Genomic DNA, 26,537 nt, shown 5'->3' with positions numbered 1-26,537 from the left:
CTTAATTTAGATTATGCAAGAAAACCCGAACGATGCTGTTGCGCATCTGGAATATAATGCAGAAAGACCTCATTTAATTATTCCGGAATACGGACGTCATCTGCAAAAACTAATTGATCAGGCTACTGTAATTGAAGATAAGACTGAACGAAATAAAGCAGCAAGATATATTATTTATGTAATGGGGAATTTAAATCCCCATTTAAGGGATGTTCCGGATTTCCAACATAAATTATGGGATCAGCTGTTTATAATGTCTGATTTTAAACTGGATGTGGAGTCTCCTTATCCAATTCCTTCACGTGAATTATTACAGCAAAAGCCGGAGATCTTAAAATATCCTCAGAATTTCCCGAGATACCGGTTTTATGGAAACAATATTAAATTCATGATTGATGTTGCTAATAAATGGGAAGAAGGAGAGTTGAAAAATGCTCTAGTTATTGTGATAGCAAATCATATGAAAAAATCATATCTGAGCTGGAATAAAGATACGGTAAAAGATGAGGTTATATTTCAACATTTATATGAATTGTCAGATGGAAAAATAGATTTATTAAAATCAGCAGAAGAGTTGTCCAATTCAAGTGATTTGATGCGTACTAATAAACGTCTTTCCAATAAGATTCAGCAAAACAATCAGCAAAAACCTAAGAATATCAGAAATAATAATAATCCGAACAATAACAATAATAAAAAATACAACTAGAAAACCTTAATTTTTAATAATCAATATGGGAACTTTTAAAATTGAAGGAGGCGTTCACTTAAAAGGTGAAATTACACCACAAGGTGCAAAAAATGAGGCATTACAAATTTTATGTGCAGTTCTTTTGACACCGGAAAAAGTAACGATTAATAATATTCCGGATATTATTGATGTAAACAAACTGATTGCATTATTAGGTAATCTGGGAGTGAAAATACAAAAAAACGGAAAAGGCTCTTTTACCTTTCAGGCAGATGACGTTAATTTAGAATATTTGGAATCAGGAGCTTTCAGAAAAGAAGGTAGCGAATTAAGAGGTTCTATAATGATTGTTGGTCCCCTTTTAGCCCGATTCGGAAGAGGATATATTCCAAAACCCGGAGGAGATAAGATAGGAAGACGAAGATTAGATACTCATTTTGAGGGTTTTATTAATTTAGGTGCAAAATTCAGATATAATAAAGAAGATTATTTCTATGGAGTAGAAGCAGAAAAACTGAAAGGAGCTTATATGCTACTGGATGAAGCTTCTGTTACAGGAACAGCAAATATTGTTATGGCTGCTGTTTTAGCCGAAGGAACAACAACAATTTATAATGCAGCCTGTGAACCTTATTTACAACAGCTCTGTAAAATGTTGAATTCCATGGGAGCTAAGATTTCAGGAGTAGGCTCCAACTTGTTGAAAATAGAAGGAGTAGAGGGGTTAATAGGATGTGAGCATACTGTTCTTCCGGATATGATCGAAATAGGAAGCTGGATTGGTCTGGCTGCGATGACACGAAGTGAGATTACAATAAAAAATGTAAGTTGGGAGAATTTAGGTGTTATTCCGGGTACTTTCAGGAAATTGGGAATTACATTAGAACGAAGAGGAGACGATATTTATATTCCCGCACATAAAGACGGATATGAAATTCAGAGTTATATAGATGGGTCTATTTTAACTATTGCAGATGCTCCCTGGCCAGGATTTACTCCGGATTTACTGAGTATTGTTCTTGTAGTAGCAGCACAGGCAAGAGGAAGTATCTTAATCCATCAGAAGATGTTTGAAAGCCGTTTGTTCTTTGTTGACAAACTGATTGATATGGGAGCCAAGATCATTTTATGTGATCCACATCGTGCAACCGTTATCGGACATGATTTTAAATCTCAGTTAAAAGCAACAACAATGTCCTCTCCGGATATCAGAGCAGGTATCGCGTTATTAATAGCAGCACTTTCAGCAAAAGGTACAAGTACCATTCAGAATATTGAACAGATTGACAGAGGATATGAAAATATTGATGATAGATTAAGAGCTCTGGGAGCTAAAATCGTCAGACTATAATCTACTAAATTATATTGTCTTGTCCTGAAATCACATGACAATGTAAAACATTGTTGAATATCCAATACAACTTTGAAAAGCCTCAATTTTAATTTTTTATATTTTGAGGCATTAAATAATCTGTTTTCAAAGACTTTATTCTCAACGATATAAAATAGGAGTTGTATAGAAATAAGTTTACACAAAAGGGTAAAAATGTGGAAAGATATTCAAAATGAACATCTTCCTCTGTTGGCGCGAGCATCTTGCTCGTGTCCTAGTTCGTAATGTTTTAGTTTATTTTAACTTTAGGAAATAGTTTTATGTGGTCACGAGCAAGATGCTCGCGCCAGCGGGGGCTTTAGGAGCTAAAATCGTAAGATTATAACTTTTAGATGGTTCGATTTTTGGATTTTTGGATTGTTCGAATTCTCTAAAGGTTATTTGTTGTGTTGGTTAATAAGTTTGTTTGTTAATCGATTATTGAATGGTACGTTCTGGTTCAGTTCTTCGAACAATCTAAAAATCGTACCATCTAATGGTCGATTCATTTTAAAAAAGAAGTAACAGCCAGTTCATAACTTTGTAGACCAAAACCAAGAATAACACCTTTTGCAACAGGCGAAATATAAGATTGATGTCTGAAATCTTCTCTGGAAAAGGTATTTGAAATATGTACCTCGATTACTGCAGTTGTAATTGCTTTAATACAGTCCCCAATGGCTATAGAAGTGTGCGTATAGGCTCCTGCATTTAGAATGATGCCATCATAACTATATCCGGTTTCTTGAATTTTATCAATAATTTCACCTTCTATATTACTTTGAAAATAATCAAAAGAAACAGAAGGGAATTTAGTTTTCAGTATCTGGAAATAATCATTAAATGTTTGACTTCCGTAAATCTCAGGTTCTCTTTTGCCTAGTAGATTCAGATTAGGACCATTTATTATTATAATTTTCATCAGGTTCGTTTTTTGTAAAAGTAATTATTTAGTTTAATAAAATAGTTTTACTAAATAAAAAAGTCATCAGGAATCTATCCTGATGACTTTATAAATCTTTAGGTTGTTTTTTTAGAAAAAATAACCTAAAGAAAGCTGAAATACAGAGTTTTTCACATCAGTATTAGCTTGAACATCTGTTAAACCAATGGTATATCTTGCTTGGGCGAACAGACTTTTTGTAATATTCAGTCCCAAACCACCTCCAATAGCGAAATCGAAAGTATTACTGTCACCTATCTTAACATTGTCTTTCTCGCTTGTTAAAAAAGAGAACTGAGGGCCGGCTTCAATACTTAATTTGTCAGAAATAAGATAATATTTTGCCATTACAGGTATAGAGATATAAGCTGTTTTTTTCTTAAAGTCACTAACAGCATCGCTAAATTTTGCTGTGGCTCCCTGAGTAGTATACAAAAGTTCAGGTTGTATAGAGAAACCTCCTAGTAGTTTAACTTCTGCAACAACACCCGCATGATAGCTGGTTAAAGATTTATAATCAATACCTGAGGGACCTCCGTTTAGGTTTGCAAAGTTAACACCAGCTTTCACACCAAACTTTAAAAGCTGAGCTTGTACAGTTGCAATACTAGAGATTAGTAGTATTGTCAGTAAAAATAACTTTTTCATAATATAAAGATTTTAGGGGGTTACTTATTAACAGAAACGAAATTACATAAATTTTAGTATTCATTAAAGGGTTTTGTTAAATAAAGAAGTTTTATATGGATTATGTTAATTAGGATTTAAGAGAGTGGGTTTTGAGCTTCTTTTACGTTTGTTTTGATGTTGATTTTTGTTTTCACTAGTGATTTGAGCGTAATTTCCTTACTAAAGTTGATTTTTATAACTTTTTATTGATGAATAAGAGTGTTTAAAATTTAAAAAAACACACTTTTGATTATTAAAAACGATTGTTTATTGTGTTTTTTATGTTTTGTTTTATGTAAAATTAACGTTAATAGATTAAAAAGTATAATAAAAAAAAATCCGGTTGTTTCCTGTTTTATAATTAATAAATTTGTCTAGAATAAAATTAATCTAAAAAGTAATAATTATGAAAAAGGTTTTAATTGCAGCTGTAGCTGTATTTACTTTTGGAATTGCTACTGCACAGGAAAAAGTTGGATTTTCTAAGGAAGATGTCTTTATTTCTGGTGCTGTTAATTTAAAATTTACTGAGAACGCAGATGGTTCTGAAAATAGTGGATTTAAAATTTCTCCAAAAGTTGGTTATTTTGTGTCAAGCCACGTTGCTGTGGGTGTTGGTTTAAGCGTTGGAGAAGTTAAAGCTGAAAACAAACAGAAAACACAAGAGTTTGTAGCAAATGTTTTTGGTAGATATTATGTTACTCCGGCAAATCAGTTTTCTCTGTTTGGAGAGTTAGCAGCAGGTTTCAGAAGTGATAGAGTGGATACTAACCTTGTTGGTGGACATGATAATACTGAAGGTTTCAATGTAGCATTTGCTCCAGGTATCAGCTATTTTGTTTCTAAAAATTTTGCATTAGAAGCTTCTGTTGGTTTGTTTGAGTACAATACATCTAAACCGGCTAATCACGTAGCAGATCAGCCTAAAACAGATAAATTTGATTTAGGTCTTAACTTAAAAGAAATTAAATTAGGATTAGTATACAAATTCTAATCGAAAATTTATTTTCAAGAATATTATTTAATTTTGAATAATAATAACTAATAAAAATAATTAAAATGAAAAAATTGATATTTTCTGCCGTTGCTTTAATGGCGTTTGGTTTTGCAAGTGCACAAGAAGAAGAAACTACTACTACACATGGTTTTGCTAATGGGGATTTATTTATCTCTGGAGTTGCAAACTTTAATTCTACTAAAACTGGAGATGTAAAAACGGATGGTTTTGAAGTTTCTCCAAGAGTTGGTTACTTTGTAAGTGATAATATAGCTGTTGGTGTTGGTTTAACTTTTGGACAAGATAAAGATGCTTCAAAATTAAAAACTACAACTTACGGTGCTGAAGTTTTTGGTAGATATTATGCTACTCCTGCAAGCAAATTTTCTGTATTTGGAGAATTAGCAGTTGGATATGGTCACTCTAAACAAGAATTAGGTGCTGGAATTGACGATCTTAAAACTAATAGCTTTAATGTAGGATTTGCTCCTGGTATTAGCTATTTCGTTTCTAGTAATTTTGCAATTGAAGCTTCATTTGGTGCTTTTGAATATACAAATAGCAAACCAAAAGGTGGAAAAAGTGCTAATAACTATGATTTCGGTCTTGACTTAACAGAAGTTAGATTCGGTTTAGTTTACAAATTCTAATCTTAATAATTGAAAGATTAAGATTTAGAAATATAAAAACATCCACTAATAGTGGATGTTTTTTATTATAAAAATAATCCTAAACTGAAAATATTTTCGGTTTGGGATTGTTTTTTTATATACCTTTGTAGTATATTAACTAATAAAATGTATAATTATGAAAAAAATAGTGTTTTCAGCTATTGCAATAATGGCATTTGGATTTGTTAGTGCACAAGAAGAACAAGGCAAGGGGTTTTCTCAGGGAGATGCTTTTGCGTCCGGCGCTGTAAATTTTAATTCAACCAAAACGGGAGATGTTAAAACAGATGGTTTTGCAATCTCTCCTAAGGCGGGTTATTTTTTAACGAATAACATTGCTGTAGGTGTTGGTTTAGGTTTTGAACATAATAAAAATCAACTGGACTTAAAATCAACAACATTTTCAGCAGAGGTTTTCGGTAGATATTATCTCACTCCGGCGAATCCATTTTCTTTATTTGGAGAACTGGCAGTTGGTTATGGACATTCTAAAACAGAACAGCTTATTGGCAGCGATGTGAAATCAGATGGTGTCAATATAGGCTTAGCTCCAGGTATCAGTTATTTTGTTTCTAATAATTTTGCTCTTGAAGCATCATTTGGTTTGTTTGGTTATAATACAGCAAAAGCAGATGGAACTGACAGAACTAAAGAGTTTAATTTTGGTTTTGATTTAAGAGAGATCAAATTAGGATTAGTTTATAAATTCTAATTTTATTAAAAAAATAATTAAAGCATCCTTGAGGTAATTCAAGGATGTTTTTTTTATGTATATTAATTAATTTATTGTTTTAAATTATTATATTATTTATAGATTAACTTTAGAATCAATCTGAATTATTTAATTTAATTTAATTTTACTTGATTAAAATTTTTGTAGTTGTATATTGTGCTGAAAAATAGTAATAAAAGATATTAATTTTGTTTAAGATATATTCTGTTTCATTGTCAATATATTATTCTGTTTATGAATTGGTCCGGTTATATTAAAGATTATCAGTCTTATCTGAAAATAGAGAGAGGATTATCTCAGAATTCAATAGATAATTATTCTTATGATATTGCTCGTTTGTGTACTTATTTATTAGAAAATAAGATGGATGTCTCTCCAGTTACTATATCAGAAGAAGTGTTGCAACAATTTATTTATCAGGTTGCAAAGGAACTAAATGCTCGTTCTCAGAGCAGGATCATTTCCGGATTAAAAAGTTTTTTTAATTATATCATTTTTGAAGATTACAGAGAAGATAATCCATTAGAGCTTGTAGAGATTCCTAAAACTGGAAGAAAGCTTCCAGATACATTATCCGTTACAGAAATAGATAAGCTTATAGTAGCTATAGATTTAGGATTTCCTGAAGGAGAGAGAAACAGGGCTATGCTGGAAACATTATATGGTTGTGGTCTTCGCGTATCTGAGTTGGTTGGTTTAAAGATCTCAGATCTGTTTTTTGAGGAAGGTTTTATTAAGATTCTGGGAAAAGGAAATAAAGAGCGTTTTGTGCCTATTGGAGCTGTAGCGCAAAAGTATATCACAATTTACAGAAGATCGATTAGAAGTAACTTAAATATCCAGAAAGGGCATGAAGATACATTGTTTCTTAACAGAAGAGGAAAGCAGCTTTCGAGAGCAATGGTGTTTACGATTATAAAAGATCTTGCTAAAAAGATAGATTTAAATAAAACGATTAGCCCGCATACTTTCAGACATTCTTTTGCTACTCATTTATTAGAAAACGGAGCAGATCTGCGATCCATACAATTAATGCTAGGACATGAATCCATAACAACAACGGAAATCTATATGCATTTAGACAGAAAGTATTTGTCAGAAGTTGTGAATACATTTCATCCTAGAAAATAATTGAGGTCGATTTTTAGATTGTTTGTCTGTTCGTTTTGTGATTGGCATTCAATTCTCCCTGTTCTGCGAAGAGTCTTGTCCTAAAATCACATGACAATGTAAAACATTGTTGAATATCCAATACATCTTTGAAAAGCCTCAATTTTGGTTTTTTATATTTTGAGAAGTTAAACCATCTATTTTCAAAGACTTTATTATCAACCATATAAATAGGAGTTGTATAGAAATAGGTTTACACATTTATATAATCTTTTTTAGAACGAGACATTTTAATCCTGTCAATTTATTTTTTTATAAATTAGGTATTTAGTTTCGGTTTTATTTCGAATAATCTAAAAATCGAACCATCCAATAATTCAATAATCATAAAAAATCCTGATTCTATTTAAAAAATCAGGATTCGGTTATTTTGTTGTAAAAGAGGAACTTTTATTTAGCAATGTTAACAGCTCTTGTTTCTCTGATTACGGTAATTTTCACTTGACCAGGATAGGTCATTTCTGTTTGTATCTTTTGAGATATATCAAATGAAAGGCTTGCAGCCAGTTCATCGCTTACTTTTTCACTTTCTACAATAACGCGTAATTCTCTACCAGCCTGAATAGCATAAGCATTTTTTACTCCGGTAAATCCGAAAGCAATTTCTTCAAGATCTTTTAATCTTTGAATATAAGAATCTAATACTTGTCTTCTTGCTCCGGGTCTTGCTCCTGAAATAGCATCACATACCTGTACGATAGGAGAAAGCAAATATTTCATTTCAATTTCATCATGGTGTGCTCCGATAGCATTGCAAACTTCTTCTTTTTCACCATATTTTTCAGCCCATTGCATACCTAATATTGCGTGTGGTAAATCACTTTCTGTGTCCGGTACTTTTCCAATATCATGAAGTAAACCCGCTCTTTTAGCCAGTTTCACATTCAGTCCTAGTTCAGCAGCCATAATTCCACAAAGTTTGGCAACTTCTCTGGAGTGTTGTAATAGATTCTGTCCATAAGAAGAACGATATTTCATTCTGCCTATTACTTTAATCAGTTCAGGATGTAAACCATGTATACCAAGATCAATTACAGTACGTTTACCAACTTCAAGGATTTCATCATCAATTTGTTTAGCTGTTTTAGAAACAACTTCTTCAATTCTTGCAGGGTGAATACGACCATCAGTAACTAATTTATGTAGCGCTAATCTTGCGATCTCTCTTCTTACCGGATCAAAACAAGATAAGATTATTGCTTCTGGTGTATCATCAACAATAATTTCTACTCCGGTAGCAGCTTCAAGAGCTCGGATATTTCTTCCTTCTCTACCAATGATTCTTCCTTTTACATCATCTGATTCTATGTTAAATACAGAAACACAGTTCTCCACTGCTTCTTCAGTACCAACTCTTTGTATAGTATTGATGATTATTTTTTTAGCTTCCTGTTGGGCAGTCAATTTAGCTTCTTCCAGAGTGTCCTGTATGTATGACATGGCGCTACTTTTAGCGTCATTTTTCATACTGTCGACTAATTGGTTTTTGGCGTCTTCTGCTGATAGACCTGATATTACTTCCAGTTGTTCTACCTGACTTTTGTGTAGTCTGTCTGTTTCGGTTTGTTTTTTTTCTAAAAGATCCAGTTTAGTATTGTAGTCATCGATTTTGGCTTCAATTTCATCATTGATCTTTTTAGTTTTGGCAAGCTCATTAGAGATTTGCGACTCTTTATCACGGGTTCTTTTTTCGGCTTCTGCTATTTTTTTATCTCTTGATAAGATTACTTGTTCATGTTCTGCTTTTAATTCAATAAACTTTTCTTTTGCTTGCAGAATTTTATCTTTTTTTGCCGTTTCCGCTTCTGCTTTTGCGTCTTTTAAAATAGAAGCTGCTTCCTTTTTAGCATTTTTAATTAAATTAGAAACATTGCTTTTCTCCATGATTTTAGCAATACCAAATCCAATGAGAATTCCTACAATGCCAGCAATTATAATTATTAGTGTACTGTCCATGTTTTAGTTTAGTTTATATATAAAAAAAGCCTACATTAGAGTGATTGTATAAACTCGTAAAGACAAGTTTTGAGCTAACTCACTGTTCAAGTTTCTGCTCAGGGCAGCATGCTTTAGAAATGAAGATTTACTCATTTTAATTTGTTAGTGTTGAGTTTACCAAAAATGAACTAATGTAGGCAGTATTTTAGTTTATGTTAAAGAACGTTTTTATTTGTTGAGATAAGAAGCCAGCAAATCATTCATTTTTTGAAGTCTTTCATTGGTTTCTTCCCCAATTGCAGATTTATCAATTTGTTTTTGTTCTAATTGTGAAGCGAACTGTAAAGCACACATGGCTAATACATCCTGCTTATCACGTACAGCATAATTTTCTTCAAATTGCTTAATCATGGCATCAATCTTTTTGGAAGCACTTCTTAGTCCTTCTTCTTGTGCCATATCTACAGTCAGAGGATATACTCTGTCTGCAATTGATATTTTTATTTTAAGCTTTTCGTCCATAATTTCTTTCTAATCAGAAAGTTGTGCTATACAGTAATCAATTTCACGAATTAATGAATTTATTTTAAGCTTAGTCTCTCTTTTATTATCATCACTACCTAATAATGAATTCGCTATTTTTAAAGTGCCATACTGGGTTTTCATTGTTTCAATCTGTTCCGATTGAGTGTGAATCACAGTAACAGATCTGGTTAATTCTGATCTTAATTCTTGATTGTTTTTTTCTAAACTTTCCATTTTCTGGATTAGTTTTTGAATTTTACTTTCAAGAGAATTAACAATATCTGTAATTTCACTCATATTAGTTCTCTTTCATTACTTAACCACAAAGTTAGTATTACTATTTAATTATTACAATATTTTTGATTAAATTTTGTATTTTTAATTTTTATTACCGTAATATGTTGTTTAATAGTTGTTTAAAAATAATCATTTAGATTGTTTTTTCAACTTTTTTTGTATTACATTAGTTTGTTAATTTGTTTAAATGATTGATATGAAAATTTCTCTAATTTTTTTATTCTTTACTTCGATTCTTTTTTCTCAAAATCAGTATCCAAAAAATTATTTTATCTCTCCGTTAACTATTCCATTACAGCTTTCGGGCTCTTTTGGAGAATTGAGAGGAAATCATTTTCATTCAGGACTTGATCTTAAGACAGAACAAAGAACAGGATTAGATGTACATGCTGCTGCTGATGGATATGTTTCCAGAATAAAAGTGTCTACATGGGGATATGGGAAAGCTCTTTATATTACTCATCCAAATGGGTATACAACTGTTTACGGACATTTGTCAAGATATGCTCCGCAAATAGAAGCATATGTTAAGGAAAGGCAATATGCTAAAAAATCGTTTGAGGTTGAAATGTTTCTTTCATCGGCTGAATTAAAGGTAATGAAAGGAGACATTATAGCTTTATCCGGAAATTCAGGAGGATCCGGAGGTCCTCATTTACATTTTGAATTCCGTGACAGTAAGACGGAAAAAATAATTAATCCGCTATGTTTTGGATTTGATGTAAAAATTCCGGATACAAAAAAACCTTCAGTAATTGGAGTTATAGCATATCCTCTGGGGGACAGTACAACAGTTAATAAATCTTCAAAACCTATAATGGTCAGTTTATCTATGCAAAAAGATGGTACTTATATAAGTTCCAAAATTTTGGCACAAGGGAAAATAGGTTTTGGAATCAATACATATGATACCTGGAACAATAACTATAATAAAAACGGGATTTATAAAGTTCAGACTTATTTAAACGGAAGTGCTTTCTTTGGATATCGGTTTGAAACTTTTGCTTTTGATGAAAGCCGTTATGTAAATGCTTTAATTGATTATTCCAGATTTAAAAGGATGAATCAGAGGTATCAGGAACTTTTTATGACTACATTTTATCCGTTGAGTATAATTGAAACGAAAAAGGAAAATGGGATAATTGATGTAAAACCGATGATGAATAACAATTATAGAATTGAAGTTTCTGATTATAATGGAAATACAACAGTAGTTTCAATTCCTATACAATACGATGGAGAGACTTTACCTGTGTGTAAAGACATAAAAAAGACAGATTATTTTATAAAAGCAAAGAATGATTATAATTACAGAAAAGATAATATTTCTGTATTTGTTCCTGCTAATACTTTTTACGAAGATTTCTATGTAGATTTTGATGTTAAAGATGGTGTTTTGATTTTTGGAGAAGATACTATTGCAGTTCATAAAGATATTACAATCAGTTTTGATGTTGAGAAGATGTCAAAAGAAGAAAGAGAAAAAACCTTTATAGCTTCTATTGGTGGAAAAAAAATAGGGTATAACAGTACTCTCTTAAAAGGGAATTCCTTGTCTGCAAAAGTAAAAACATTAGGAAAGTTTGCTTTAGTAAAGGATACTATTGCTCCAAAAATAAAAGCAGTTAATTTTGCAGAAGGGAAGCGGTTGAGTACTCAAAGTACATTAGAGCTTGAAATTAGTGACTCTATGTCCGGAATAAAAGATTATAATGCTTACCTGAATGGAAAATGGATTTTGATGGAATATGATTACAAGACTAAGAAGATTATCCATTATTTTAATGATAATGTAGTTGTAGAAGGCAGAAATGATCTGAAGGTTGTTGTTACAGATGATATAGGGAATTCAACTACATTTGAGACTTATTTCTTCCGATCTGGGAAGTAATAGATAAATTTTATCTATACAGAAAATTTTGTATGAAAATTTTAGTATTTTATTCTTCATTACCTTAACTTAAAAATTTATATATTTGATACTATTAATTAGTATTGTAATATAAGTTAAAACAAAATATTCGGTTTTAGGAGATTAAGTATATAATTATAATTTAGAAGATGAAAAAATTAAATATAGTGTTGGCTGGTATTTCTATTTTATTGTTGGCTGGTTGTAAAAAAGAACAGGAGAGACCAAAAGTAATTTATGAGGAATCTCAGAAAACAAAAGTAATTGAACCTAAAATAGATTCTACACAAATTAAGGTGGCAGATCTTCCTGTTAATATGGAAGGGACAAAATATTTGATCTATCCTATTGGGGATGTAAGAGTTTACGAAGGAAGATCTAAGAAATCTTTCGGGTCTTCCAATTACAGTAATTTTGTTAGTTTTTCAATATCTAATTATAATCGTTTTGAACTAACAGGATATTTAGACAATCTGAAGTTTCAACATATTGATTCTACAGCGATCAGACCGTTAACAGATAAACATATTTTAATCCAGACCGTAACCTTTCTGAATACTGTTTTTGAGAAAGATAAGCGTCAGATATTGATCTATTCTGTTGTTGACACAGATACGAACAGAGATGGGAAATTAGATAGTAATGATGTGAAAACGCTTTATATTAGTACACTTAGTGGAAAGAAGTTTACAAAACTTTCTCCACAATATCATGAGTTAGTGGACTGGAATGTAATAGAAGCTAACAGCAGGTTATATTTTAGAACCATTGAAGATACAAATAAAAATGGTGAATTTGACAAAAAAGATTTGATGCATTATCATTATGTAAATCTTAATGATCCGAAGTGGGAGATTGTGAAATATGATCCGGTTTCAAATATGCCAACAGATGATAGTTTATCTACAGAAAAAAACAAAAAATAAATAGAAAAATCAGATTAGAATGTCACTTTCTAAATCTGATTTTTCTATTTTAAAATCAAAATCCAGTCTTTTTAATAATTCGATAACCAGGTTTTTATACCAGTTTTCTGATTTAGGGTGAATATAAATTTTTTCGATTAACTGATTTATATCGATATTTATTTTTATTCCTTCATTAATGAGGAGATTGTGTGTGGTAAGATCTGAAATGATTCGGATCTCTCTTTCATACTGAAAACTTTTTCTTTTAAAGAGAAAGGGGAAAAACGGGTTTTCAAAAGGAGTCAATTCTTTTTTGTAATCAATATAATTCACTTCACCTATATGTTGTTCATATTGATTTTCGAGCTTTAATGCTTTCTGAATTCGTCCTAAAGTGGATTGAATAGCTAGCCCTTCACTATTTTGAGTAAAGATCTGCCACATGGCAAAAGATTCATATTCATTAATATGCCAACTACTAATTACTATATTTTTTCTGCGGGATTTATAAAAATCAAGAAAATCGGAGTTGTGTTCTGTTATTTTTTTTATTTCATCGAAAGTAGGTTCACTAAAAGTACCTTCATACTGATCTTCAAATTTATCAGATCGTGACATGAATAGTTTTTTATATAATAATAAGTCTAAAAACTTTGATAAATCAAGATATTTCCAGACAATTGTGTCTGGATTTTTTGGTAAATTGATTTGATCATCAGCTATATACATTATTCAAAAGATTGTAGTGTAACCAGTTTTTTATACATTCCGTCTTTAGCTATTAATTCCTCATGGTTTCCTTGTTCTACAATTTTTCCTTTTTGCATAACAATGATCTCATCTGCTTTCTGAATGGTTGAAAGCCGATGTGCAATAACTATTGAAGTTCTGTTTTTCATCATATTTTCTAATGCTTGCTGTACTAGTCTTTCGCTTTCTGTATCTAAAGCTGAGGTAGCCTCATCGAGAATCATGATAGGAGGGTTTTTTAATACTGCACGGGCAATGCTTAAACGTTGTTTTTGTCCTCCGGATAATTTATTTCCACTATCACCAATATTGGTATCAATACCATTTGGAAGTTCTTTTACGAATTCATAAGCATTTGCGATTTTCAGAGCTTCAACGATCTCATCATCTGTAGCGTTTTCTTTCCCCAGAGATATATTGGCTCTGATAGTGTCATTAAACAAAATACTGTCCTGTGTTACTAATCCCATTAAGCTTCTTAAAGAATGCAGATTCATATCTTTTATATTCGTGTCATCAATGGAAATACTTCCTTCCTGAACATCATAAAAACGAGTCAATAGATTAGCAATAGTACTTTTTCCACTACCAGACTGACCTACTAATGCTACAGTTTGTCCTTTTTTAATATTTAAAGAAAAGTCATTCAATACTTTTTCCTGTTCATATTGGAAGTTTATATTTTTAATCTTTATGTCTTTTTCGAATTCTTCTTTATAAATAGCATCAGGTTTGCTTGTTATAGGGTTTTCTTCATCCAGTATTTCTAAAACTCTGTCTGCTGCTGCATTACCTTTCTTGATATCATAGGAGGCTTTAGAGATGGCTTTAGCAGGGGTGAGGATGTTATATGCCAGAGCCATATAAGCTATAAATGCTGATCCGGTTATACTTTTGTCAATTAACACCATATGACCTCCATACCATAATAAGATAGCAATAACCATGATACCTAAAAATTCACTTACAGGAGAAGCTAAATTTTGTCTGTTTCCTATACTGTTTGACAGTTTAAAAAAGCGATAAGTAGAATCCTGAAACTTTTTACTGAAAAAACCTTCTGCGTTGAAGCTTTTTATAACTTTTAAACCCCCTAAGGTTTCTTCGATGGTGGATAAGAATACTCCTTGTTCTTGTTGAGCTTTTGTAGACTGTTTTTTCAGTCTTTTTCCTATTTTAGAAATAATAAAACCTGAAATTGGAATAAAAAAGAAGACAAATAACGTAAGTTTAGTACTAATATTAAACATCATTATTATTGCAAAGATGATTGTTAAAGGCTCTTTTACAATTAATTCCAATATTGATAAAAAGGAAGTTTGCACCTCATTCACATCACCGGAAATTCGAGAGATAACATCACCCTTTCTTTTTTCTGAAAAGAAAGATAATGGTAAATGAATTATTTTTTTATATAAAGCATTTCTCATGTCCTGTAAAACCCCATTTCTTAAAAATGTAACAAAAAACATTGCTAAATAATTAAAAAGGTTTTTTAATAAGAATAAGGATATAATAACCACTACCATTGTAGCTAGCGTATATTGAATTCCTTTTTCCTGTGTTGAGGTTGTGATAAAATAATTTAAATATTCTTGTAAATAATCTTTTATTCCCCATATACCATTATAAACAGGTTTAATGGTTAATGGTTTAGCTTCTTCAAATAAAACAGTTAACATTGGTATTAATGCTACCATTGAAATAGTACTAAAAAGAGCGTATAGGATATTAAAAAAAATATTTAAATAAGCATACTTTTTATACGGTTTGATGAACGCAAAGATTTTCTTGAAATTACTCATTAGTTGATTTTAAGTTCAGTAATAATATCTTTTATTTTTTTGTTCAACTGTTGTTCTACTTTTTGCACATCTTGTAACGAATCAAGTTTTTCATTTACACTTACATAGAATTTTATTTTTGGTTCTGTTCCGCTTGGTCTTGCAGCGATTTTTGTTCCATCTTCTAAATAGTAAATTAATACATTTGATTTTGGAACTTTCAGAGTTTCCTCTTCTTTTGTAAGCATATTTTTTGCGATAGAGCTCTGATAGTCTTCTACCATTACAACACGTAGTCCGATAATTTCAGTTAAAGGGTTTTCACGCAGGTTGATCATGGTTTGTTTGATCTCTTCTGCTCCCTGAATACCTTTTCTGACCAAAGCGACTAAATGTTCCTTGTAGAATCCGTAATCAATAAACAATTGTAATAGTTCTTTATACATGGAGCTACCTTTTGCTTTTGCCTGAGCAGCAATTTCACAAACCAAGAGTGAAGCAGCAATTGCATCTTTATCACGAACGGCGTCACCAACCATAAATCCAAAACTTTCTTCTCCACCACCAATAAATTTCAGTTCAGGAAAGTCTTTAATCATTTTAGCAATCCATTTAAATCCGGTTAAACCTACTTTGCATTCTACATTATATGCTGTTGCAAGTTCCATCATCATCGGAGTAGAAACAATAGTAGATCCGATAAATTCTTTTCCTGTAATTTTATTGTTCTTTTTCCATTGTTCCAGTAAAAAGTGTGTCATCAGTACCATGGTCTGATTTCCGTTGAGTAAAATCATCTTATTACTGGTATCTCGAACGGCAACTCCTATTCGATCTGAATCAGGGTCTGTACCAATAACAATATCAGCATCAAGTTTATCAGCCAGAGCTAATGCCATGGTTAAAGCTTCAGGTTCTTCTGGATTTGGCGAATGTACTGTTGGAAAATCTCCATTTGGTTCTGCCTGTTCAGGAACAATATGTAGGTTGGTATACCCTGCTTCTTCCAGTGTTTTTGGAGCCAGTTTAATAGAGGTTCCATGAAGTGAGGTAAAAACAATTTTTAAATTTTCTTTATCTGTTTTAGGAGTGTTAAAACTTGCATTAGCAATTGATGATTCGATGAAAGCTTCATCAATAGTTTTGTCTACATAGTGAATCAAACTATTGTTTGGCTCAAATTTAATTTTCTCATAACTCAGTTTTTCAATTATCTGTATAATTTCTGAATCCTGAGGAGGAACTATTTGTCCGCCGTCTTGCCAGTATACTTTATATCCGTTATATTCGGGTGGGTTATGAGATGCTGTTAGGACAATTCCACAATGACAGTGAAGATGTCTTACTGCAAAAGATAATTCTGGCGTAGGTCTCATTTCTGAGAACAAGTAAACTTCAATATTATTTGCAGAAAATACATCTGCTACTATTTTTGCCAGAGTGTCACTATTGTGACGGCAGTCGTAGGCGATGGCAACTTTAAGTTTTTCTCCGGGGAAAGATTTGTGCATATAATCGGAAATACCTTGGGTGTTTTTACCTAGGGTGTATTTGTTGATACGATTTGTACCAACTCCCATTATACCACGCATACCACCGGTACCAAATTCTAAATTTTTATAAAAGCTTTCTGTTAATTCTGCAGGAGAAGAAGTCATCATTTTTTTGATTGCTTCCTGTGTTGTTGTATCAAATGTAGAGGTAAGCCATACGTTTGCTTTGTCTAAAATATTTTGTTCTATTTTCATATTTATAAGTCATTTAAAATTCTGAGAATACAATTAATATTTTACATATTAATTGTATCTGAAATATTATATCTATCATTATTATTTTTTGTTCGTAGAATAATTTCACCTAAAAATCCCGCCAAAAATAACTGAGTACCTATTATCATTGTTGTTAAGGCAATATAAAACCAAGGATTGTCAGTTACCAGGACAGTAGGGTGATCATGGTATAGTTTATACAGTTTGTTGAAACCGATATATCCGGCAGAAATAAAGCCAATAACAAACATAATAGAGCCTAATGCTCCAAAAAGATGCATAGGTCTTTTTCCAAAACGAGAAAGAAACCAGATTGTGATCAGATCAAGAAAACCATTTATAAATCGTTCCATTCCAAATTTAGTAGAACCATATTTTCGAGCTTGATGTTTTACTACTTTTTCTCCTATTTTTCCAAAACCTGCATTTTTAGCTAAAACAGGGATGTAACGGTGCATTTCTCCTGAAACCTCAATGTTTTTTATAACAATGTTTTTATAAGCTTTTAATCCACAGTTAAAATCATTTAGTTTTACTCCTGATGTTTTTCGGGCAGCATAATTAAACAGTTTTGAAGGTATATTTTTTGTGACAACGGAATCATAGCGCTTCTTTTTCCAGCCTGAGACTAAATCAAACCCTTGATCCACAACCATATTATATAATTCAGGTATTTCTTCCGGATTATCTTGTAGATCAGCGTCCATTGTTATAATGACCTCTCCGTTAGCTTTTGCAAAACCTGCATGTAAAGCCTGAGACTTCCCATAGTTTCTAAGAAAACGAATTCCTTTTACGGAAAGATCTTCTTCAGATAGCTGTTTGATGACAGACCATGAATGATCTGTGCTTCCATCATCAATAAAAATGATTTCGTATGAGAATTTGTTATCAGTCATTACAGAAGTAATCCACTGATACAATTCTTTAAGTGATTCTTCTTCGTTGAGAAGTGGTATGACGATGGATAGATTCATGAATTAATATCCGGTAGGTTTATCATTTTTAATAAGAGCACCTATTATAAGTGAATATAATAATCCAATAGCAGCATAAACCGCCATTGTTGACGGGATTGAAATAGCCGGACTCATGAATTTTTTAGTCATTTCTATTGCTTGTTCTAACTGTTCAGAAGTCATTGATGGGTTGCTTTCTATCATTACTTCTCTGGTTTTTCTAATGGTTTCTTCAACAAATTCAGGGAAGATCAGATTAAAGGCAACATTGAATAAGCTGAATATAAGAGCTCCGATAACAGTTATTGAAACGCCGATTTTTAAACATTGTGCAAAAGAAATAAATCCATTATTATAGTTTCTTTTAAAATTATTACACCCAATAGCAATCAATATAACAGGTAGTATCATGAAATTCAATATATTTATGATTATTCCGATAGAAGGATTTTCTTTAGGGTCTATATTCATAATATAAGATATCACAAATTCAAGTATCATGATAATGCCAAATAATGCTCCAAATTGGATTGCTGATTTTGATGGTGAAATTGTTTCTTTCATACCTGTAGGGTTTTAATAATCTACAAATATAGGAATTCCGTACTTATGGTGTAATATACTACGCTAAAATTCTGTAATATATTACTATCAATAAACAGTATTATATACTTAGATAAAAAAGTGAGCGATCTGTTTGTTTATTAAAAAATAAGTGTAAATTTGCAGACTGAAAATAATTTAAATTTTAAAGGAAAGAAGTTGTAGTCGTATTTATACCTTTTTTGAAAGAGAAAGCTTCATAGTAGGTTACAGCGGATAAATAAAAAAACAATTTACAAATGAAAAAAGGAATTCACCCAGAAAATTACAGATTAGTTGCATTTAAGGATATGTCTAATGAAGATGTATTTATTACTAAATCTACAGCCGACACTAAAGAAACTATCGTTGTTGATGGTGTTGAGTATCCAGTTGTTAAATTAGAGATATCCAGAACATCTCATCCTTTTTACACAGGTAAATCTAAACTTATTGATACTGCAGGACGTATTGATAAATTCAGAACGAAATACTCTAAATTCACTAAATAATTTAGTTTATATATATTATATAAAAAGCCTCCTAATTTTAGGAGGCTTTTTTATTTTAGTACTAGACACATTTTCAGTAGGAGTTGTTAGAATCTAGAGAAAAAATTAGTACAGAATTTATAATAAGTAATATCGGAGTGTAAAAATGAGTCAGACAGGTAAATAGTTTACTGATCTGATTTAGAATTTATATAGGGGAAGTTACTTGTTGTAAGATATAAACTTTTGTTAAAAAAAATAAATTTATTATTTTTTTGTATTTACCCCTAATAAAGGAAAATAAATTTATATGCTTTATGTTATTTGTTAATTTTCCAATTCCTTCATTGTTTTTGTGTTTAAACAGTTGATTCACAGTCTTTTTTTACGGTACATTGCTTTGGTAAATTATGAAATAGTTTAGATTTATTAAACTAAATAATATATTTCGGCGTTTAAAAATAAAATTTACAAAGACAATGAAAAACAAACTATTATGTTGCTTTATTATTATTAGCTTATTTTTATCCTGTTCTAAGGATTCAGAATTAGAGAATGAAAAAGTAGATGAGAATGAAAATGTTGAACTTCCAGTAGAAAAACCGGGAGAAAAACCAGGGGATAATCCGGGGGAAAAACCGGGAGAAAATCCAAATCCAAGTACAGGGGATGCTTTAGTTATAGGTTATTTTCCTTCTTGGTCTGAGAACTGGCCATCAGGTAATTCTTCTAAGCTAAGAGAGTTACCAAAAGAAGTTACCCATGTATTCTTATCTTTTGTAAAACCAAATATGAGGTATACAAAAGGCTCTTATGATATTACAGGGACTGGTCTTGAAGTTCCTTACAGTGGTAATATGCTTAAAGAAACAGTTGCTATTCTGAAAGCAAAAGGAACAAGAGTTATTCTTTCTATTGGAGGTGAGACGTATTGGAATTCAGGGGACGCATATAATATAAATTACGGACAGATTCGTGATTTTGTGGAAGATTTTGGTTTTGGTGGTGTTGACTGGGATTTTGAGCCTGATGGTAGTTTTGGGGCTATTGGAGAGAAAAAAAATGTTGAGCGTTTTATTACTATGATTCGTGAAATGCGAAATCTGCTTCCAAAATCATCTGGATATGAAATTGCTTGTGCTCCAGCTGGTTGTGGAGCGCTAGGGGGAATTAATAATAATGATTTAGCTTCCCCTTACTCTTATGAGAAAAGAACTCAGGTAACGGGAGAATCAACTACTAATGAATTTAATTCAACAAGCAAGGAGGGATATACGATTTCATTATATGGCTTTACCTCCACGGGTCACATGATTCCTGTGTTTAAGGAAGTAGGTCATATGCTTGATTTTGTTGCCTTTCAAGGTTATAATGTTGGCTCAGCCAAGGGTCGTGAAATCATGTATGATTCATACGCATATTATGGTAATCAATATGGTTTTAAAGTAGCATTTGGTATGCATGTTCCTCAGGAACCATGGGGTCCACATTATACTTATACTAAAGAAAAAGTAGAAGAGTATACTAAATATGTAGTAAAAGGAGGAACTCAAAACAGAGCAGGTAAAGGTGATGGAGTTATGTTCTGGCAATTACTAATGAGATCTTCTCTTGATTCAAAAGTAGATGGGATTGAATATTCTAAAATATCCTATAATATTCTTACTAAAAAATAATTTTTTTGAGGTAAAGTTGAATTACGAACCTTAAAATAATATTTTATAAGTTTTCAGACTGTCTGAGAAACAGTATATCTTTTTTACTTTTTTATAAAGTAATTGATGGAAGATATACTGTCTTTCAGACAGTTTTTTTTGAAACCATTGATGATTCAATTCTCTTTAAATTATCATGTTCCTTTTTTATTTACTTTTGTGATAAAATTAAATTCTTATGAACTATATACTTTTTGATGGAACAGTGCGTAATGCCTTATTACCATTTACTTTTACGCGGCCGGTAGCAGATATCCGTATAGGGATTCTTACTATTCGTGAAAAATGGGAAAAATATTTAGGATTAACTACTACTACATTAACAGAGGAGTATTTAATGGAGAAGTATCCAATGGTGGAAATGGAGAGTAATGTAATGATCAATGCTTCTTTTCTTCCTAATAGTATATTATCGGAAATGGTTAGTAATTTGAATCCTAATCAGGCTATTTTTCAAAATGAAGAAGTAATTGCTTTTTATACAGAGGATTCTCAGGAAGAGGTCGATTTTGATACTTATGAAATTATTGAATATAATAATGACTGTATTAAAATAGAACATACCTGGGATATTTTTTCTAAGAATGATATTGCTTTACGAGAGGATTTTGAGTTACTGACAGAAGGACGTTATTCACAGTCAATCCCAAAAACGGTTAATGTAATTGCACCTGAAAATATTTTTATTGAAGAAGGAGCTAAGTTGGATTTTGTTACATTAAATGCTTCTACAGGACCTATTTATATAGGGAAAAATACAGAAATAATGGAGGGTAGCATTATCCGGGGTCCTTTTGCTTTGTGTGAAGGAGCTGTAGTTAAGATGGGAGCAAAGATATACGGAGCGACTACAGTAGGACCACACAGTAGAATAGGAGGAGAAGTAAGTAATTCTGTACTGTTTGCTTATTCAAATAAAGGACATGATGGTTTTTTAGGAAATTCTGTACTTGGGGAATGGTGTAATTTAGGAGCGGATACTAATAATTCGAATCTGAAGAATAATTATGAAGAAGTGAAACTATGGAGTTATGAAACAGAGGGGTTTGCAAAGACAGGATTACAGTTTTGTGGATTAATGATGGGAGATCATAGTAAATGTGGTATTAATACCATGTTTAATACAGGAACGGTTGTAGGCGTCAGTACCAATATTTTTGGAAGTGGTTTTCCTCGCAATTTTGTTCCGAGCTTTTCTTGGGGAGGTGCTTCCGGATTTATGACCTATATTACTAAAAAAGCTTTTGAAACAGCTAAGGTTGTAATGGCTCGTAGAAATATAGAATTTGATGAGAAGGAAGCAAGAATACTGGAGCATGTATTTGAAGAAACTAAAAAATGGAGAAAAGATTAGTATTCAGATCATAATAGTTTTATTTCTAATATCTGAATTAACGTATAAATATAAAAAGCAGTCTGAATTACTATTCAGACTGCTTTTTATATTTAAATAAAGAGAGTTATCCCCTGGCTCTTTATTTATGGTAGATTATTAAAATCAATATTAGGTTTCTTATTGAAGAATGGTCTTGTAAATTTAGTTTTAGGAGTAGTTGGATTACTAAAAAAGCCTCCGTTCTTTAAATAAAAAGAAGTGTTTTTATTTAGACCTCCGGCATAATCCATACGGTATCCTATAGTACCGATATTATCTGTTGTGAATGTTGCACAATTTACTTCTTCCCAGTTTCCTTTGTTATCACGGTACCATTGGTTACTGAACAATACTTCGCGTGATTTATCTCCTTGTTCTGTTTTAAAATTCTCTAAAAAAGAATGGAAATGTTTTAAATAATTATTTGTTTCAGGACGATTAAAACTGGCAATCAGTTGCCATTTATTTAATTCAGGGGCAAAAAAGTAAGCAGTAAAAGTTGTTGTATTATCGCCTTGAGGAACTCCGCGAAGTAGGAATTTATAGGTATTTCCTGTTATCCAGTTGTATTTAAGGTAACTTTGTCCTCCGGAACCTTCATTACCAAATTCTCCGGTTACTACACCTTCTCCTTTTTTAATAAGTTTTATTTTTTGAGATTCAGGAATACTGATAGGGTCATTTGTGTCATAAGGACTCCAGACAGAGAATAATACTCTACGTTCTTTATCGGAATTAACCTGTATTCCAAAATAGCCTTCAGCAAAACCAGTTGCCATGTAATAAGAACCTATAGCGTCCTGACCTGCCGGAACTGTAATTTCATTATAATACCATTCCGCTTTTGCATTTGCAGGAATTACATAATTTAAGTGTACGGACGGTCCGCGTCTTCCCCAGTAAAAATTGTTACTTTCATTATTTTTAACAAAAGTTATTTCATTTATTGAAATGGAACTGTTAATGGCTAGTCTTGAAATAGAAGGGAAATTGTTTGCACTCTTATTGATTCCTTTTATTTTCAGAGCAACATAGCCTGTTTGTTTAATGTTCCAGTTTCCTATTTTAACAGGTGTCTTTTTTGTTTCATCAAATTCAACCATTTTGGATTCATTATTAATAGTGAATTCCAGAGTTGATTTTCCAAAAGCTGTATAGGAATCAGTATCTATTGAAATAGAAAAAACACCTGGTTTAGAAATTCTAAAATAGGCAGTAAAAGAATCTGTCGGATTGGTCCATTGTTCTATTCCGTTGCTTGTAACTGTTTTATTTCCGCTAATAGGAGCAGAACTATAAGTATTTCCGCCAAGAGGGAAAGAGAACTGAGCAACTGATGGAATATCAGTTTCAGTTTCGGTGTTAGTTTCAGTATTATTATTAGTACCAGTATTAGTACTACTATCAGTATTGACATCAAGATTATTATCCGTAGCACTGCAGGAGGTTAATAAAATTAATGATCCTGCTACTAACAGATTTGTAAAGAACATTTTTTTCATTTGTAATTTGTGTTTAGATTGTTTTTATTACAAGGGTTATTTTTCTAACTTGGTTAGACTATGCTTTAACGGCTCTATTTCTCTTTTATTATGATTTCTTTATGATTTTGGGTTAAAGTCCCCGAATAGATGTTTATTTCTATTTATCGGATATATTTTTATGTGCTTATAAATTTGTAGAAGGGGTTTTAGCTATTGAGAAATAAGCATCTGGATAATTAAGAATATATAGTTTTCCCTGTTTTATGAACATCATATTTGTAGTGTACTTCAGATATTGATCCTAACTGACATTATTTGTTTATAAGCTGAGGTACGTTCACTATAGATAATTGTTCCTGTAAACAAAAAATCCCGTAATCTAAATTACGGGATTTTTGTTTTATAACAGTTGATGTATTAATGATCAATTCGGATAAAGTTTCCTTGTTGATCAAAAAGAAGATCCAGACCACTTGAAAGTTCTATATCATAACCAAAGGCTTCGATTTCAATAGAAGTTACAAACAGATTAGGATAAGTAGTTGTAACATACTCATTAATAAGAGCAGGTATAATAGCCGTTGGTACAGCCTGTAGTTTTCCATCTACATCAGTCCAGTTCCCATCTGCAGTAAAATCTATTTCAAATCCATTTGAGAGATAAACATCATAGATAGAACCGTCAAGATCAGGAACAGAATTTTGTTGTACTAAAGTTGCTGTTACTTGTGGAAAATGTAATTCTATAAAAGTTTTTGCAGTTTCCGGTAAAGTAGAATAAGCGATACTTTGTTTTGTATTATTGTCGTCATCACTGCTACTGCAGGAAACAAAAGATATTGATAGTACTAAGGCTAACAGGCTTGTAAAAATTGCTTTTTTCATTGTAAATAGGTATTTAATGTTTATTAATTATTTTTATTTGTATACAGATCTGTAAAGAGGAATAAAAGGCTACAGAACAGATTTTTGTTTTTCAGAGTTCTTGTATTACTGTAATTTTGATTAATCATCGATTTTTAAAAACTTCCCTTTAGAATTAAATTTAAGTTCCAGACCATTGGATATTTTTACTTCATAATTCCAGTAATTCTTATCAATTTCGGTAATCGTATTATTAGGAAATTTTTCCTTTACATATTTTACAATACTGGCAGGAATAAAGGTTTCCGGCAGTGGATTTTTTTTCCCTTTTACTTCATCCCAGTTTCCTTTATTATCAAATTCAATTTTAGTTCCGTTTGTTAATTTCACCGTATAATCTGTAGAAAAAGTATCAGAGTCTTTTAATATATAACTTGTTGTTTCTTTAGCAAAATGTGTTTTTAAAAAAGACTGTGCCTTTGCAGGAAGTTCAGTTGCATTAATTGTTGTTTCCTGTGCATTTGTCTGTACTACAACAAATAATAAAAATAATAAAGTGCTTAATAGTTTTGATGTCTTCATTGTATTTCCGTTTTAAATTCAATACAATATTACATCCTGAATTAGGAAAGAATTAGGAAAAACGAATGAGATCAAAAAAATTACACAAAATAAACAGTGAAAATATGTCCTTCCTTAAAGGTATACTCAATATTCATATTAGGGTAATTTGAAATAATTGATTTTACAATCGCTAATCCTAACCCGGTTGACTGTTCATGAGTGGTGTGTCTATAAAAACGATTAAAAATATATTCAGAGTTTAGTGGATTAGTGAAACTACTGTTTTTAATGGAGAAGCTTTTTTCGGTTATTGTGATTTCAATAATACCATTAGGATGATTGTGTGTAATTGCATTTTTCAGAAGATTATTAACTAAGGTAATTGCCAGTCCTTTGTTCATGGTTGCAACAAGTTTGCCTTTAGAAATAACCTGAATATCTACATTTTTATAATCTGCCAGATCAGAGAAATCTTCAACAATTTGTTCTGTTAAGGTGTTGAAATTCACCGCTTCTTCATCCGTAAATTGTTGATTTTCTATTTTAGAAAGTACAAGCAGTGATTTATTTAAGCGTACTAATCGGGTTAATGTATCTGTTATACTACTTATTTCAGACATTTGTTCCTCTGTAATAGTATTGTGTTCTGCAAACAATTCAAGTTTATTGATTGTAATAGCAAGAGGAGTCTGTAATTCATGAGCTGCATTTTCGAGAAACTGTTTCTGGCTGGTATACGTAGCTTCATTTCGTGCCAGCATTTTTTCTATTTCTGTTCCCAGCACTTGAAATTCCTTGAAAGGGGTTTCAGGAGCTTTAAATTTTCCAGTCCCTAATTTGAATTCCTGTAATTTTGATAATAATTTATGAAAAGGTCTCCATACACGTTTTAAGATCTGGTGATTGATTATAACAACACTTACCACTAACATAAGATATAGTGCAATAAGGGCAATTAGTAAGTCTAGTAACAGATCGTCTTCTTCAACAGTTGAAGCTTTTATTTCGAGTAGGTAGGAGTTTCCTTTAGCATCATTGAATACAGTTTTAAGTAACCGGATAGGTTCATAATCATCATCATATTCCATAAATTCAGTAGTACTTATGAACTGGTTTTTATTAGAATATTCCCCTTTAGGTAAGGGGGTTATTTTAAACTGATTAATGCCATAATCAGTAGTTTTTAGTATTTCAGGATTGCTGTATGCTTCGCGAATAATTAGAATTTTGGAGTTTTTCAGACCGTCATCAATATTATCAGATACTTCATCCAGGATAAAAAGATAAAATATACTTGCCCATACTGCAATTACGACAAGTAATGAGACGACGAGGTAACGGAGTATGTAATTTTGTAATTTCATTCTTTTATTT

The 26,537-nt window shown here is 31.5% G+C and carries 25 protein-coding genes and 1 other RNA gene; 11 read left to right on the top strand and 15 right to left on the bottom strand.

All coding sequences use genetic code 11. The features are described 5' to 3' along the window. The first annotated feature begins 13 nt into the window (after positions 1 to 13). Together AC4FQX_RS08270 and murA are read left to right on the top strand one after the other, a co-directional pair. The gene (locus tag AC4FQX_RS08270) at positions 14 to 709 is read left to right on the top strand and encodes a DUF4290 domain-containing protein (protein ID WP_491167217.1); all 696 of its coding nucleotides are present in this window, start codon (positions 14 to 16) and stop codon (positions 707 to 709) included. Positions 710 to 734: 25 nt separating this feature from the next. Beyond that, on the top strand, positions 735 to 2,042 hold the full coding sequence (gene murA, locus AC4FQX_RS08265; protein WP_491167216.1) for a UDP-N-acetylglucosamine 1-carboxyvinyltransferase: 1,308 nt from the start codon (positions 735 to 737) through the stop codon (positions 2,040 to 2,042). A 526-nt stretch (positions 2,043 to 2,568) separates the two neighbouring features. On the opposite strand, the gene aroQ is transcribed toward murA, so the two are convergent. Both aroQ and AC4FQX_RS08255 read right to left on the bottom strand, forming a co-directional pair. Beyond that, positions 2,569 to 2,985 (bottom strand): type II 3-dehydroquinate dehydratase, encoded by a 417-nt coding sequence (gene aroQ, locus AC4FQX_RS08260; RefSeq protein ID WP_491167215.1) that lies wholly within the window; start codon positions 2,983 to 2,985, stop codon positions 2,569 to 2,571. Positions 2,986 to 3,096: 111 nt separating this feature from the next. Further along, on the bottom strand, positions 3,097 to 3,654 hold the full coding sequence (locus AC4FQX_RS08255; RefSeq protein ID WP_491167214.1) for a porin family protein: 558 nt from the start codon (positions 3,652 to 3,654) through the stop codon (positions 3,097 to 3,099). Between the two features lie 427 nt (positions 3,655 to 4,081). Here AC4FQX_RS08255 and AC4FQX_RS08250 point away from each other — a divergent pair, with 427 nt between their 5' ends. From AC4FQX_RS08250 to xerD, 4 genes are all read left to right on the top strand, one after another. Then, positions 4,082 to 4,669, top strand: coding sequence for an outer membrane beta-barrel protein (locus AC4FQX_RS08250; protein WP_491167213.1), 588 nt, complete (start codon positions 4,082 to 4,084; stop codon positions 4,667 to 4,669). 65 nt (positions 4,670 to 4,734) lie between these two features. Then, positions 4,735 to 5,322 carry an outer membrane beta-barrel protein gene (locus AC4FQX_RS08245; protein ID WP_491167212.1) on the top strand — a complete coding sequence of 196 codons (588 nt, stop codon included), beginning with the start codon at positions 4,735 to 4,737 and terminating at the stop codon, positions 5,320 to 5,322. 157 nt (positions 5,323 to 5,479) lie between these two features. Then, positions 5,480 to 6,055 (top strand): outer membrane beta-barrel protein, encoded by a 576-nt coding sequence (locus AC4FQX_RS08240; protein WP_491167211.1) that lies wholly within the window; start codon positions 5,480 to 5,482, stop codon positions 6,053 to 6,055. A 255-nt stretch (positions 6,056 to 6,310) separates the two neighbouring features. Next, positions 6,311 to 7,207, top strand: a complete 897-nt coding sequence (gene xerD / locus AC4FQX_RS08235) for a site-specific tyrosine recombinase XerD (RefSeq protein WP_491167210.1) — start codon at positions 6,311 to 6,313, stop codon at positions 7,205 to 7,207. 429 nt (positions 7,208 to 7,636) lie between these two features. On the opposite strand, the gene rny is transcribed toward xerD, so the two are convergent. The 4 genes from rny to AC4FQX_RS08215 form a co-directional block, all read right to left on the bottom strand. Next, positions 7,637 to 9,202, bottom strand: coding sequence for a ribonuclease Y (rny, locus tag AC4FQX_RS08230; RefSeq protein ID WP_491167209.1), 1,566 nt, complete (start codon positions 9,200 to 9,202; stop codon positions 7,637 to 7,639). A gap of 50 nt (positions 9,203 to 9,252) precedes the next feature. Continuing rightward, positions 9,253 to 9,358, bottom strand: a non-coding RNA gene (gene ssrS / locus AC4FQX_RS08225) — 6S RNA. Between the two features lie 54 nt (positions 9,359 to 9,412). Next, positions 9,413 to 9,706, bottom strand: coding sequence for a cell division protein ZapA (locus AC4FQX_RS08220; protein ID WP_491167208.1), 294 nt, complete (start codon positions 9,704 to 9,706; stop codon positions 9,413 to 9,415). Between the two features lie 9 nt (positions 9,707 to 9,715). Further along, on the bottom strand, positions 9,716 to 10,006 hold the full coding sequence (locus tag AC4FQX_RS08215) for a coiled-coil domain-containing protein (protein WP_491167207.1): 291 nt from the start codon (positions 10,004 to 10,006) through the stop codon (positions 9,716 to 9,718). 196 nt (positions 10,007 to 10,202) lie between these two features. On the opposite strand from AC4FQX_RS08215, the gene AC4FQX_RS08210 reads away from it, so the two are divergent. Continuing rightward, positions 10,203 to 11,897 (top strand): M23 family metallopeptidase, encoded by a 1,695-nt coding sequence (locus tag AC4FQX_RS08210; RefSeq protein ID WP_491167206.1) that lies wholly within the window; start codon positions 10,203 to 10,205, stop codon positions 11,895 to 11,897. A gap of 170 nt (positions 11,898 to 12,067) precedes the next feature. Next, positions 12,068 to 12,844, top strand: a complete 777-nt coding sequence (locus AC4FQX_RS08205; RefSeq protein WP_491167205.1) for a hypothetical protein — start codon at positions 12,068 to 12,070, stop codon at positions 12,842 to 12,844. A 9-nt stretch (positions 12,845 to 12,853) separates the two neighbouring features. Here the strand turns inward: AC4FQX_RS08205 and AC4FQX_RS08200 are convergent, their stop codons facing one another. The 5 genes from AC4FQX_RS08200 to AC4FQX_RS08180 are packed head-to-tail and all read right to left on the bottom strand — an operon-like array spanning position 12,854 to position 18,652. Further along, positions 12,854 to 13,555, bottom strand: a complete 702-nt coding sequence (locus AC4FQX_RS08200) for a hypothetical protein (RefSeq protein ID WP_491167204.1) — start codon at positions 13,553 to 13,555, stop codon at positions 12,854 to 12,856. Further along, positions 13,555 to 15,381 carry an ABC transporter ATP-binding protein gene (locus tag AC4FQX_RS08195; RefSeq protein ID WP_491167203.1) on the bottom strand — a complete coding sequence of 609 codons (1,827 nt, stop codon included), beginning with the start codon at positions 15,379 to 15,381 and terminating at the stop codon, positions 13,555 to 13,557. The genes AC4FQX_RS08200 and AC4FQX_RS08195 overlap by 1 nt, the downstream gene beginning before the upstream one ends. After that, positions 15,381 to 17,108, bottom strand: coding sequence for a phospho-sugar mutase (locus AC4FQX_RS08190; RefSeq protein WP_491167202.1), 1,728 nt, complete (start codon positions 17,106 to 17,108; stop codon positions 15,381 to 15,383). Before AC4FQX_RS08190 ends, AC4FQX_RS08195 begins: the two co-directional genes overlap by 1 nt. A gap of 41 nt (positions 17,109 to 17,149) precedes the next feature. Further along, the gene (locus AC4FQX_RS08185) at positions 17,150 to 18,106 is read right to left on the bottom strand and encodes a glycosyltransferase family 2 protein (RefSeq protein ID WP_491167201.1); all 957 of its coding nucleotides are present in this window, start codon (positions 18,104 to 18,106) and stop codon (positions 17,150 to 17,152) included. Positions 18,107 to 18,109: 3 nt separating this feature from the next. Further along, complete coding sequence (locus tag AC4FQX_RS08180) at positions 18,110 to 18,652, bottom strand: DUF4199 domain-containing protein (protein ID WP_491167200.1); 543 nt, start codon at positions 18,650 to 18,652, stop codon at positions 18,110 to 18,112. 278 nt (positions 18,653 to 18,930) lie between these two features. Here AC4FQX_RS08180 and AC4FQX_RS08175 point away from each other — a divergent pair, with 278 nt between their 5' ends. From AC4FQX_RS08175 to AC4FQX_RS08165, 3 genes are all read left to right on the top strand, one after another. Beyond that, the gene (locus AC4FQX_RS08175) at positions 18,931 to 19,182 is read left to right on the top strand and encodes a type B 50S ribosomal protein L31 (protein WP_491167199.1); all 252 of its coding nucleotides are present in this window, start codon (positions 18,931 to 18,933) and stop codon (positions 19,180 to 19,182) included. Between the two features lie 458 nt (positions 19,183 to 19,640). Next, entirely contained in the window at positions 19,641 to 20,837 is a 1,197-nt protein-coding gene (locus AC4FQX_RS08170; protein ID WP_491167198.1) for a glycosyl hydrolase family 18 protein, read from the top strand. 217 nt (positions 20,838 to 21,054) lie between these two features. Further along, complete coding sequence (locus AC4FQX_RS08165) at positions 21,055 to 22,230, top strand: GlmU family protein (RefSeq protein ID WP_491167197.1); 1,176 nt, start codon at positions 21,055 to 21,057, stop codon at positions 22,228 to 22,230. Positions 22,231 to 22,355: 125 nt separating this feature from the next. Here the strand turns inward: AC4FQX_RS08165 and AC4FQX_RS08160 are convergent, their stop codons facing one another. From AC4FQX_RS08160 to AC4FQX_RS08145, 4 genes are all read right to left on the bottom strand, one after another. Further along, positions 22,356 to 23,753: a DUF3472 domain-containing protein gene (locus AC4FQX_RS08160; protein ID WP_491167196.1), complete on the bottom strand. Its 1,398-nt coding sequence runs from the start codon at positions 23,751 to 23,753 to the stop codon at positions 22,356 to 22,358. Positions 23,754 to 24,152: 399 nt separating this feature from the next. Next, on the bottom strand, positions 24,153 to 24,620 hold the full coding sequence (locus AC4FQX_RS08155) for a PepSY-like domain-containing protein (protein ID WP_491167195.1): 468 nt from the start codon (positions 24,618 to 24,620) through the stop codon (positions 24,153 to 24,155). A gap of 120 nt (positions 24,621 to 24,740) precedes the next feature. Continuing rightward, complete coding sequence (locus tag AC4FQX_RS08150) at positions 24,741 to 25,181, bottom strand: PepSY-like domain-containing protein (protein ID WP_491167194.1); 441 nt, start codon at positions 25,179 to 25,181, stop codon at positions 24,741 to 24,743. A gap of 80 nt (positions 25,182 to 25,261) precedes the next feature. Further along, entirely contained in the window at positions 25,262 to 26,527 is a 1,266-nt protein-coding gene (locus AC4FQX_RS08145) for a sensor histidine kinase (RefSeq protein WP_491167193.1), read from the bottom strand. Between the last annotated feature and the right edge of the window lie 10 nt (positions 26,528 to 26,537).

This window comes from Flavobacterium sp. AK-301 (assembly GCF_058310215.1).
The sequence above is the reverse complement of the archived record's forward strand: the minus strand, read 5'-3'. Positions and strand labels throughout refer to the sequence as shown.

Bases quoted from the DNA above. Each gene is read 5' to 3' on its own strand.
- aroQ (WP_491167215.1), bottom strand. From the start codon at position 2,985: ATGAAAATTATAATAATAAATGGTCCTAATCTGAATCTACTAGGCAAA.
- AC4FQX_RS08220 (WP_491167208.1), bottom strand. From the start codon at position 9,706: ATGGACGAAAAGCTTAAAATAAAAATATCAATTGCAGACAGAGTATAT.
- AC4FQX_RS08180 (WP_491167200.1), bottom strand. From the start codon at position 18,652: ATGAAAGAAACAATTTCACCATCAAAATCAGCAATCCAATTTGGAGCA.
- AC4FQX_RS08195 (WP_491167203.1), bottom strand. From the start codon at position 15,381: ATGAGTAATTTCAAGAAAATCTTTGCGTTCATCAAACCGTATAAAAAG.
- murA (WP_491167216.1), top strand. From the start codon at position 735: ATGGGAACTTTTAAAATTGAAGGAGGCGTTCACTTAAAAGGTGAAATT.
- AC4FQX_RS08155 (WP_491167195.1), bottom strand. From the start codon at position 24,620: ATGAAAAAAGCAATTTTTACAAGCCTGTTAGCCTTAGTACTATCAATA.
- AC4FQX_RS08215 (WP_491167207.1), bottom strand. From the start codon at position 10,006: ATGAGTGAAATTACAGATATTGTTAATTCTCTTGAAAGTAAAATTCAA.
- AC4FQX_RS08145 (WP_491167193.1), bottom strand. From the start codon at position 26,527: ATGAAATTACAAAATTACATACTCCGTTACCTCGTCGTCTCATTACTT.
- AC4FQX_RS08160 (WP_491167196.1), bottom strand. From the start codon at position 23,753: ATGAAAAAAATGTTCTTTACAAATCTGTTAGTAGCAGGATCATTAATT.
- xerD (WP_491167210.1), top strand. From the start codon at position 6,311: ATGAATTGGTCCGGTTATATTAAAGATTATCAGTCTTATCTGAAAATA.
- AC4FQX_RS08190 (WP_491167202.1), bottom strand. From the start codon at position 17,108: ATGAAAATAGAACAAAATATTTTAGACAAAGCAAACGTATGGCTTACC.
- rny (WP_491167209.1), bottom strand. From the start codon at position 9,202: ATGGACAGTACACTAATAATTATAATTGCTGGCATTGTAGGAATTCTC.
- AC4FQX_RS08240 (WP_491167211.1), top strand. From the start codon at position 5,480: ATGAAAAAAATAGTGTTTTCAGCTATTGCAATAATGGCATTTGGATTT.
- AC4FQX_RS08250 (WP_491167213.1), top strand. From the start codon at position 4,082: ATGAAAAAGGTTTTAATTGCAGCTGTAGCTGTATTTACTTTTGGAATT.
- AC4FQX_RS08210 (WP_491167206.1), top strand. From the start codon at position 10,203: ATGAAAATTTCTCTAATTTTTTTATTCTTTACTTCGATTCTTTTTTCT.
- AC4FQX_RS08205 (WP_491167205.1), top strand. From the start codon at position 12,068: ATGAAAAAATTAAATATAGTGTTGGCTGGTATTTCTATTTTATTGTTG.
- AC4FQX_RS08270 (WP_491167217.1), top strand. From the start codon at position 14: ATGCAAGAAAACCCGAACGATGCTGTTGCGCATCTGGAATATAATGCA.
- AC4FQX_RS08200 (WP_491167204.1), bottom strand. From the start codon at position 13,555: ATGTATATAGCTGATGATCAAATCAATTTACCAAAAAATCCAGACACA.
- AC4FQX_RS08165 (WP_491167197.1), top strand. From the start codon at position 21,055: ATGAACTATATACTTTTTGATGGAACAGTGCGTAATGCCTTATTACCA.
- AC4FQX_RS08150 (WP_491167194.1), bottom strand. From the start codon at position 25,181: ATGAAGACATCAAAACTATTAAGCACTTTATTATTTTTATTATTTGTT.
- AC4FQX_RS08175 (WP_491167199.1), top strand. From the start codon at position 18,931: ATGAAAAAAGGAATTCACCCAGAAAATTACAGATTAGTTGCATTTAAG.
- AC4FQX_RS08170 (WP_491167198.1), top strand. From the start codon at position 19,641: ATGAAAAACAAACTATTATGTTGCTTTATTATTATTAGCTTATTTTTA.
- AC4FQX_RS08185 (WP_491167201.1), bottom strand. From the start codon at position 18,106: ATGAATCTATCCATCGTCATACCACTTCTCAACGAAGAAGAATCACTT.
- AC4FQX_RS08245 (WP_491167212.1), top strand. From the start codon at position 4,735: ATGAAAAAATTGATATTTTCTGCCGTTGCTTTAATGGCGTTTGGTTTT.
- AC4FQX_RS08255 (WP_491167214.1), bottom strand. From the start codon at position 3,654: ATGAAAAAGTTATTTTTACTGACAATACTACTAATCTCTAGTATTGCA.